A 9,757-nucleotide genomic window follows, 5' to 3' on the forward strand; every position below is an offset into this window, starting at 1 on the left:
AACGCCTCCTCAGGCGGCGGCAGCTCGTCCAGCGTGCCGGCGTAGCGGCGCGTGGACACTCCCGCGGCCACCGCCGCCAGCGTGGCCGCATCCAGCGGGTCGCGCTGCGCAGCCCACTCGTAGGTGGCAAGGCGCAGTTCGCCCCTGTCGATGCTGCGTGCCCGCGGGCGCTTGATGCCGATGCGCTGACCTCCCAGCACCACGGCGCCGGCGGTGTGGCCACCGCGCGTGGCGCGACGCCTCGCATCGGGCACGCCCTTGGCACCGCACAGGGCCACGCGGTCAGCTTCCATCATGGCCGCCAACACTTGCTTGCCGGCGTTCACACACAGCCCATAGAAGGCGTGTTGCACGTCGCGCAGCACCCCATCCATGGCCAACGAGAGCTGCACCTGGGCAGCCGGTACAACCCGCAGCGCGGGCTTCGTGCGAGACTTCATTTCGGTGGTTCCTTTCTTTGCTTGCTAGGCACCTGCATTTTCGAATGCAGGCGAAAGGAACCGCCACCTCAGCTCACGCGTTCAACAACTTCTGGGACATCGCCGATGCGAGTAACGCCGCGTCTGGCCACTCGGTCGGTATCGTCTCGACAGTGGTTACAGGCGGTCGTTTTTTCACCGCGCCAGTTTAGTTGCTGATGACTGCTACTGCGCTAAGAATGATTATCGAAATAGCGCGCCGCTCGGCCAACGTGTCGAGCCGTTTCAGACGGTCCAGTTCGACGGCTGATGGTCCGTGGGACGCAGGGGGCCGGCTGCTCGCCGCGCACGTTCCCGCGCCAGAGCAGGGCCCGGCGGCACTTGCCCACCATGGTCAGCCTCCTTGGCGACGTGTTTGCAACTCCGACGCCTGCCGGCGCGACACGCCAGGTCACGGCTGTGGCCAGTTCAGAAACGACTGACTTGCTCCAGACCGGCCGTTCACTGATACCGGCAGTCGGCCATGAGCTGCCACTCAACCGGTTGAAGAACGTCGCGGGCTCGTCACTTGGCGGTCAGCTGATCAGTCGCGCAGGGATGACACAGCGGGCTCGTCACTGTCACGGGTGAAGTTTTGACTTTGCCAGTCTCCGCTAACCATCGAATTGACGCCCCAGAACGGCCTATTTCCATAGGTTGCGATGCGCCGCTTTTCCGGATGATTGGGTACTGGTGTGGCCGCGTGCGAGTGCACGGTTACCGCCCGACAATCTTGTACGCGGAGAACGCATGAACTTGTTCCGTAGCAGCCCCTGGCCCCGCCGGGGCATCGTGGGTCTCGCCAAAGCGAGCGCCGTTACCTTCGTCCTTGCGCTCAGCGCCTGTGGGGGCGGTGACGATGGCATCGGCGTTGACGGGGCCATGCCCGTCCAGGATGCGCGGAGTGCGCGCACCAGCGTGGCCATCGAGCCGGTGGGCCCGAGTTGCGTCACAGGCGGTGCGGCCATCAGCGCGGGGGTCGACAGCAACAACAACGCCGTGCTCGATGCCGCCGAAGTGACATCCGTCAGCTACGTCTGCAATGGTGCCAACGGCATTGCCGGCGCCGTAGGTGCAGCCGGGGTGCCCGGAGCGGCAGGCCCAGCGGGTGCGGCAGGGGCTTTGGGCTTGGCAGGTGTGAGCACTCTGGTGCATATGCAGAGTGAGCCCTCGGGCGCGCAATGCGCCGTGGGCGGCACGAAAATCACTGCCGGCCATGACACCAATGGCAACGCGACGCTCGACGCATCTGAGGTCAGCGCGACCAGCTACGTGTGCGGCGGTGCGCCGGGCGCGGCCGGAGCTACCGGGGCGACGGGCGCCCCAGGTGCCGCCGGTGCCAACGGTTTGGACAGTTTGACAAGCGTGAATGCCGAGCTGGCTGGTGTGAACTGCACCACGGGCGGCGTAAGGGTGGTGTCTGGCGTTGATAGCAACCGCGACAACGTGCTGCAGCTCAGCGAAGTGACCAGTACGCAGTACGTCTGCACGGGCGCTCAGGGTGCCCAGGGTAGCCCCGGTGCCGCTGGCGCCACGGGCGCTGCTGGCCTGTCTGTGTTGGTCGCCACAGTGTCGGAGGCGGTGGGCGCGAATTGCTCCTACGGCGGCACGCGAATCACGTCTGGGCAAGATGCCAATGCCAACAACGTGCTCGACGGCGGTGAAGTCGCTGCCACGAGCTATGTGTGCAATGGCGCAGGCGTTACTTGGATCGGCGTTAGTTCAGCCAGCGTACAGGCCAGCAGAAACACCGGCTATGCAGCGCAGAGCGCCTCGCGCGTGACGGTGACTCTGCCCGCGAGCCCAACGGTGGCCGATATCGTGCGCGTCACGGGCATGGGCAGCGGCGGCTGGCAGATTGGCCAGAATGCTGGGCAATCGATTCTGACGCAGGCCATTTCGACGGCGTTGGCGACGACGCCGGCGGGCATCAACTGGACCGTGCGCGACAGCACCCGGTTTTGGATCAGCATTGCGTCATCAGACGACGGCAGCATGCTCGTGGCAGCGGACTACGGCGGCCAGCTCTACACCTCGACCGACTCGGGCGTCACCTGGACCGCGCGCGACAGCAACCGGAACTGGCAAGCCGTCGCGTCATCGGCCGACGGCAGCAAGCTCTTGGCGGCGCCCTACAGCGGTCAGCTCTACACCTCGACCGACTCTGGCGTCACCTGGACCGCACGCGACTCCAATCGTGGATGGCAAAGCGTCGCGTCGTCGGCCGACGGCAGCAAGCTCGTGGCGGCGGCTTACGGCGGACAGCTCTATACATCTCCTGACTCTGGCGCGAGCTGGATCGCACGTGAGAGCGTGCGGTCCTGGCTCAGCGTCGCGTCTTCGGCCGACGGCAGCAAGCTCGTGGCGGTTGCAATCAACGAGCAGGTCTACACCTCGACCGACACGGGCGTCAACTGGACACCACGCGACACCGCACGGAACTGGTACGGCGTCGCATCGTCGGCCGACGGCGGTAAGCTCGTCGCGGTGGACAGTGGCGGTCAGGTCTATACCTCGACCGATTCGGGCATCACCTGGACCGCACGCGAGAGCGGCCGGAGTTGGCGCAGCGTCGCATCGTCGGCCGATGGCAGCAAGCTTTTCGCAGGCGTGGCCGGCGGCCGGCTCTACACCTCGGTCGGCGGTACGACCACGCCGGGTACCACTGGCTGGCTGCGTGGCGGGCAGTACGACGCCGTCGAATTGCAATTCGTGGGCAACGGTTTGTTTATTCCTCTGAGCTTCACTTCCGGTTCGGTCGCCGGAATCGTCGGCAATTGACGCTGCGACACTGCGCGGCAAGGCTCATCACCGTGGAAGCCCCGCGCGACCCGTGAGCCAGGGTGGTACAGATTTCGGTACCCCGGCGTGTTTAATTGCGGTGTGCGCAACAGGCGGAGTTGGCCAAGCGCGGGCCCATGTCCTCACCAGCGCATGCGTCGTGGTCGTCGATGCACGCGGCTTTGTCGGTCTGACGCCAGCGCCATAAGCGGTCGGTTGTTCGCAAGAACGCCTGGCACATGTCGACCGCTGCAAGGCGTGGCCGCCGTGATCGCGTTCGTTGTCATGTTGGCTTGCACGTGTGACTCATGTCGGAACCGTGGTGCTTCACGGTCTCAAAAAGAGCTTCCTTGCCTTCGGCACGACGCGCCAAGACCCACGCGACGAGCGCGGCGGCCGTCACGTCGAATGTCGGCAGAACCTGGCCACCCGCGTGGCAACGGGAGTCAGTTCGCGTGCTCCGGCAGCCGCCAGAGCGGATGTCTCGAAGCGACGCCTAGTTGTGGATGGCTCAATTCCTGAGCGTGCCGCGCCCGGACCAACGCCGCGCGCGTCAGAGCCGGGCCAGCAACGCCGCCACCGCGGCCACGCTGGCGGGCTTGGTCAGGTGCGCGTCGAAGCCGGCGGCACGTGAGCGCTCCTTGTCTTCTTCGGCGCCCCAGCCGGTCAGCGCCACGAGCAGGGCGTTGGCAAAGCGCCGGTCCTGGCGCAGGCGCGTGGCGAACTCGTAGCCGCCCATGCCCGGCATGCCCAGGTCGCAGAACACGGCTTGCGGCAGGAAGCTCACTGCGGTGTCCAGCGCAGCCTGGCCACCGTGCTCGACGCGCACCTCGTGCCCGTTGATGCCCAGCAGCATGGCCATCGACGTCGCCGCGTCTTGGTTGTCGTCAACGACCAGGATGCGCAGCGGTGTGGCCAACCCCTGTGCCGCCTGGGCCGAGACGGCAGCCTGCGGCAGCTCGTGCACGAGGGGCAGCGTGATGGTGAACGTGCTGCCCTTGCCTGGGCCGGGGCTTTGCGCGCTGACGGTGCCGCCATGCAGCGAGACCAGGCTCCGGACCAAGGCCAGCCCGACACCCAGTCCGCCCTGCGAGCGCTCCAGCGCCCGATTCACTTGCGCGAACATGTCGAAGACGCGCGTCAGCATGTCCGGCGGCAGGCCGATGCCGTTGTCCGTCACCGTCAGCACGGCCGCCTCGCCCGCGCGGCCGAGGGCCACCGAGATGCGGCCGCCATCGGGCGTGTATTTCGCCGCGTTGTTGACGAGATTGCTCAGCGACTGCGCCAGCCGCGTGAGGTCACCGTCCACGCAGATCTCCTCGTCTGGCAGTGCCACGTCGAGCCGATGCCCACCCCGGGCCACCAGGGGCGCGCAGGATTCCAACGCCGTCTCCACCACGCGCCGCAGATCCAGCCGCTCACGCTGCAGGAGGAGCTTGCCGGTCGAGATGCGCGACACCTCGAGCAGGTCGTCGATGAGGCGCAGCAGCTGGCTCATCTGCCGCTCCATCATGTCCGTCACGCCGCGCAGCTTCACAGGGTCATCAGCCACCCGCAGCAAGAGCTGCAGCCCCGTGCGGATGGGGGCCAGCGGGTTGCGCAGTTCGTGCGCCAGGGTGGCGAGGAACTCGTCCTTGCGCTGGTCCGCCAAGCGCAGCGAGCGGTCGGCCTGTTGCAGCGAGTCCATCTGGTCGCGAATCTGGTACTGCCAGCGCCGCCCGCGCAAGGCCGTCTTCACCGCGCTGACCATGACGCGGGTCGACGTGGGGCGGTCCAGCACCGTCAGATTGCGCAACCCGGCTTCGCGCAGCGCGGACGCCTGATGCCCATGGCGGCACAGCGCGAGCACCGGCAGGTTTGACCACGAAGGCTGGTTTTGCAGGGCGCGCAACAGGCCCTTGAAGGCGGGGTCGGCCAGCGTCGCATCGGTCACCATCAGCGCACCCGCGCCGGCGCGGATGAGGTCTTCGGCATGCCGCCAACCCTGGCCCAAGACGCTGTGAATGCTGACGCCGGCGAGCAACCGGGCCGTGACCTCGCCGTCGCGAGCCGTCGGCGCGAGCACGATCACCCGCTCGCTGTACGAGTGATCAGGAACGTCCTGCGCGTTCATCATTTGAGGCCGCCCCCGGTTTTGCAACAGCCTCGATCTCAACGGGAACGCCGGTCATCACCCCACGCAGATGCTTCAGCGGCGGTCCGAGATGCACGCCCAGTGCGTCGAACCAAAGCTCGCGGATCGTGTCCTCGTGCGGGCCGCTGCGCTTCTTGACCACCGAGATGGCCTTGCGCATTGCGCCGGCATGCTCGTACATCCTGAACAGCACCACGGCGTCCGTCAGATAGCTGGCGTCCACGACGTTGTGCAGGCCCTCACCCAGCATACCGGACTGCGCCGCAACGAGGAAGGTCGCCACGCCGCGGTTGTTCAGATAGCTCAGCAGTTCGTGCAACTGGATCATCAGCGCCCGCTTCTCCGGCATGGCGTTGATGTAGCCGTTCAGGCTGTCGATGACGACCACGGTCGCCCCCTCCGCCTCCACCGCACGGCGCACCATGTTGACGAACTGGCTCGGCAACACCTCGGCGGGGTCGATCTGGCGCACCATGAGCTTGCCCGGGCCGGCGCCTTCGTCGACAGACAAGCCCAGCGCGCGCAGTCGGTCCAGCAGCAGCGCCTTGGCCTCCTCGAAAGTGAAGATGGCCGCGTGCGCGCCCCGCCGTGTCGCCGCCACCGCGTATTGCGCGGCGATGGTCGATTTGCCGGACCCGGACGGGCCGACGAGCAAGGTGGCGGTACCACGGGCCGTGCCACCGCCAAGCAGGGCATCCAGCGCCGGCACGCCGCTGGGGACGACGTCGCGGCTGAACACCGCGCCATGCTCGTTCGGCGTCAGCCGCGGAAAGACTTCCAATCCGCCGCGGGTGAGGATGCAGTCCTGCCGCCCGCTGATGAAATCGCTGCCGCGGAACTTGGTGATGCGCAACTGGCGCAGCACCGGCCCATAGGCGGGCACGGTGCGGTCCAGCGCGATGACGCCGTGCGCAACGCTGTGCACCTGGGTGTCGATGCTTTCCGTCGTCCGGTCATCGAGAAATAGCGCCGTGCAATTGCGGCCGGCCAGGAACTGGTTCAAGGCAAGGACCTGGCGGCGGTAGCGCAGCAGGGTCTGCGCCAGCAGGCGCAGTTCCGACAGCGAGTCCAGCACCATGCGACGTGGCTTGACGCGCTCCACCGCCTCAAGAATGCGCTTGGTCGTCTCGTGGAGTTCGACTTCCGACGGGTAGTACATCGTCAGATCCGACTCGCCGAGCAGAGCACGCTCGTCGACGACCAGCTCGACGATCTCGATGCCGTCGAGCGACCAGCCGTGCGAGTCAGCACTGGCGCGCAGTTCGCCCGCCGTCTCACCCAGGGTCACATACAGGGTGGTGTCGCCTTCCCTCACGCCTTGCAGCAGATATTGCAGCGCCAAGGTCGTCTTGCCGGCGCCGGGTTCGCCGTTAATCATGTAGAGCTTCCCAGCGATGAGACCGCCATGCAGCACTTCATCCAGACCCGGAACACCGCTCGCTGAACGGGATATGGTCGTACTCATCGCATATCTCCCATTGCGGTTATAGGTTATGCATTCGACGAAACTCTTAAGCCGCCGCTGCTGGTGCCGCCCGCTGTCGGCTCCGCGGCGTTGTAGGTGAAGGCCGCGATCTTGCAGCAAGAGGCGCGACGGTTTCAGCGGCATTGGGGCTGTTTTAGCGGGCCAACGAGCCCTGGCAAGAGGCATGCCGTGGATGCTGACGATGTCGCCAGGGCCTGTGGCCTATGGCAAAGGTCCGCCACCCGCCGGCGGTGCTGAATTAGTTTCGTCGGCTCCGCCTCCGGCATCACGAGCGTCTCGGGCCGCGACGACGTCGCCGTACCGGCACCCGACGACGACACGCTTGGCGGCCAGCGTGCGCAGCAGCAACCGCGCAACGCGTATAAGTGCCCAAAGGGCTGGGGTCTACTTAACACCGCCAGGTGCTGCAGGGGCCTCATCAGAGACCTCCTGGGCGCCGGTCACGATCGCCGAAACGGTCGGTCATGGTGCCGAAAGTGGCGGTCACGTTGGGAGTTCAGCGCGCGGCAGTGCTTGTAGGGAGTTTTAGGGATTTTAACTAATTAACCGCTTTGGCTAAAATTCCCCAATGGACAGGATCTTTCTCCGCACCGCCCTGGCCCAGCAGATGGCACAGCAGCTGCTCCACCCCGGGGTCCTGGACGAAGGCCTGCGGTCAGGCCTGTTCATCTCCGGCGTAAGGCGCACCGGAAAGACTACCTTCCTGCAGGCGGACTTGGTGCCCGCGCTTGAGGCCGCCGGCGCATTGGTGATCTACGTCGACCTGTGGTCGAACACGCAGGCGAATCCGGCCACCTTGGTGCACGCCGCCATCCGCCGCGCGCTTCAAGAAGTGCAGACGCCCACTGGTGCTATCGCCGAGCGGCTCAAGAAGCTGCGCAACGCCGAGATCGCCGTCGCGGGTTTCAAGTTCGGCTTCAAGGTCGAGAGCGTCGGCACCGAAGGCGGCGCGACGCTGGCGGAAGCATTCACGCAAGTGGTGGACCAGGCGCACGGAGACATCGTGTTGATCGTCGACGAGATTCAGCACGCGATCACCTCCGACGAGGGCAACAAGATGCTGCTCGCGTTGAAGGCTGCGCGGGACGCGATCAACCCGAGACCAGGGACACCGGGCCACTTCATCTTCGTTGGTACCGGCTCGCACCGGGCGCTTGTGAGCGAACTGACGGCTCGCCGGAATCAGGCCTTCGCAGGTGCCACATCGATTGCCTACCCCGTCCTCGATGCAGACTACGTAGCGCACCTGCTCGAGCGGCTGCGCATTGAGGGCTTGGCGACGCAGCCCAGCCTGGAGGTGGCCACGCAGGCCTTCCGCACTCTCGGCGCTCGACCCGAGGAGATGCTGCGAGCTTTGCGAGAGCTGCGTTCTCTCCTGCCGCCCGGTGGCGACCCCAATGACTTCCTGCCGGTTATTGCGGGCACGCTGCGCTCCACTGCGGCAGACGTGGAGATCATGAAAGTCGAGCAGCTTGGAGCCCTGGCCACGGCCGTATTCGAGCGAGTCGCTGGCATCGACGGCGACGCCAAGGGCTTGTTCTCGGCGGATTCGCTGGCCGGCTACGCGCAAGTTCTCGGTCGTGATGTTCGCGCCGACGAGGTTCAAGCGGTACTCAATGAGCTGATGGTCGCCAACGTCGTGATGCGCCGCGGCCATGGGCTGTATGGGTTGACCGATCCATTCGTGCAGGAGATCTGGCGCGAGCGTAACGCGCTTATGCTGCCGCCGGGAGAGGTTCGCTGAACACAGTGCCGCGGGTCGACCGTACGATGACGGTCCACCAGCAGGCAGTTCGCTGTGCAGCAGCGCAATCGTCGTGGCCTCGATTGTCGGCCCATTTGATCGGGCACAGTCCATTCCACTACTGCGAGTCTTGAGCTGCCGTTGAGGCCGGCAACCTGAAGGACCGTTCATGGCCTGTTCTGTTGAAAAACTCCCTGACAGGTTTAGACATTTGATCTATGTTGATGGCAACCGATTGACGGGAGCACATCGCGATGATGGGTCAACAGGGTGGCAGCCAGGACAGACTCTTCTACTCATTCAATCTCGACGATCACGTCCCGCGCAATCACTTGCTGCGGAGTATCGATCGCTTCTTCGACCTCGGTGAACTGCGTACCCACCTTGCGCCGTTCTACAGCCACACAGGCCGGCCATCGATCGACCCTGAACTGATGATGCGCATGTTGATCGTCGGCTACTGCTTCGGTATCAGCTCCGAGCGCCGGCTGTGCGAGAAGGTCCATCTGAACCTGGCCTATCGATGGTTCTGCAGACTCGATCTCGAAGATGCAGTGCCCGACCACTCGACCTTCTCCAAGAATCGGCACGGTCGCTTCCGCGAGAGCGACGCCTTGCGCTATATGTTCGAGAGCGTGCTGCGCAGATGCATGAGCGAAGGCCTGGTCCGCGGAGAAGGATTCGCGATTGATGCCAGCGTCATCAAGGCTGACGCGAGCCGAGCGCGTGGTGTTCCTGGATCCGAGACCACCGACTGGCGCAAGGACGCGGGAACGAGCCGAGCCATGCATGAGTACCTCGACGCGCTCGAAGAGTTCAACCCGACGGGTGACGACGACGCAGAGCCACCAGAGCCGCCTGTGCCGGGCAAGAATGTCTCGCTGACTGACCCCGCGGCGCGTTGAAGACCGCCGCGCCGGGCGGGCCAGCGTTCTATGCCTATTCGACCAACTACCTGATCGATCTGGACGCCGGGATCATCGTGGATGTCGAGGCCACGCCGGCGCATCGCACGCCGGAGTTCGAAGGTAAGCGGTCATTTGACCGCGCCCTTGCGCCGATGGCGGTCTGCTGATCAGCGGCCGGCCAGTGCGATGCGCCAGGGGAGCAAGGCCTCGTAGTCGTCGACGTTCCTGGCCTTGGGCAGTTCGATG

4 protein-coding genes and 2 pseudogenes are annotated in these 9,757 nt (G+C 65.5%); 3 read left to right on the forward strand and 3 right to left on the reverse strand.

All coding sequences use genetic code 11. From position 1 onward, the window contains the following. A pseudogene (locus H0W38_RS09050) lies at window positions 1-440 on the reverse strand (hypothetical protein); the annotation flags it as partial. A gap of 810 nt (window positions 441-1,250) precedes the next feature. Between H0W38_RS09050 and H0W38_RS09055 the strand changes: the two are divergent. Continuing rightward, a complete protein-coding gene (locus tag H0W38_RS09055) occupies window positions 1,251-3,239 on the forward strand; it encodes a hypothetical protein (RefSeq protein WP_292453028.1) in 1,989 nt (662 codons plus the stop codon). A gap of 553 nt (window positions 3,240-3,792) precedes the next feature. Here H0W38_RS09055 and H0W38_RS09060 read toward each other — a convergent pair. Beyond that, window positions 3,793-5,355, reverse strand: coding sequence for an ATP-binding protein (locus H0W38_RS09060; protein ID WP_292453030.1), 1,563 nt, complete (start codon window positions 5,353-5,355; stop codon window positions 3,793-3,795). Next, the gene (locus H0W38_RS09065) at window positions 5,330-6,982 is read right to left on the reverse strand and encodes an ATPase domain-containing protein (RefSeq protein ID WP_292453032.1); all 1,653 of its coding nucleotides are present in this window, start codon (window positions 6,980-6,982) and stop codon (window positions 5,330-5,332) included. The genes H0W38_RS09060 and H0W38_RS09065 overlap by 26 nt, the downstream gene beginning before the upstream one ends. Before the next feature lie 445 nt (window positions 6,983-7,427). Between H0W38_RS09065 and H0W38_RS09070 the strand changes: the two genes are divergently transcribed. Together H0W38_RS09070 and H0W38_RS09075 are read left to right on the forward strand one after the other, a co-directional pair. Next, the gene (locus H0W38_RS09070) at window positions 7,428-8,603 is read left to right on the forward strand and encodes an AAA family ATPase (RefSeq protein WP_292453034.1); all 1,176 of its coding nucleotides are present in this window, start codon (window positions 7,428-7,430) and stop codon (window positions 8,601-8,603) included. A 254-nt stretch (window positions 8,604-8,857) separates the two neighbouring features. After that, a pseudogene (locus H0W38_RS09075) lies at window positions 8,858-9,615 on the forward strand (transposase); the annotation flags it as partial. Window positions 9,616-9,757 lie beyond the last annotated feature (142 nt).

Source organism: Methylibium sp. (assembly GCF_013817365.1).
GTDB lineage: Bacteria > Pseudomonadota > Gammaproteobacteria > Burkholderiales > Burkholderiaceae_C > Methylibium.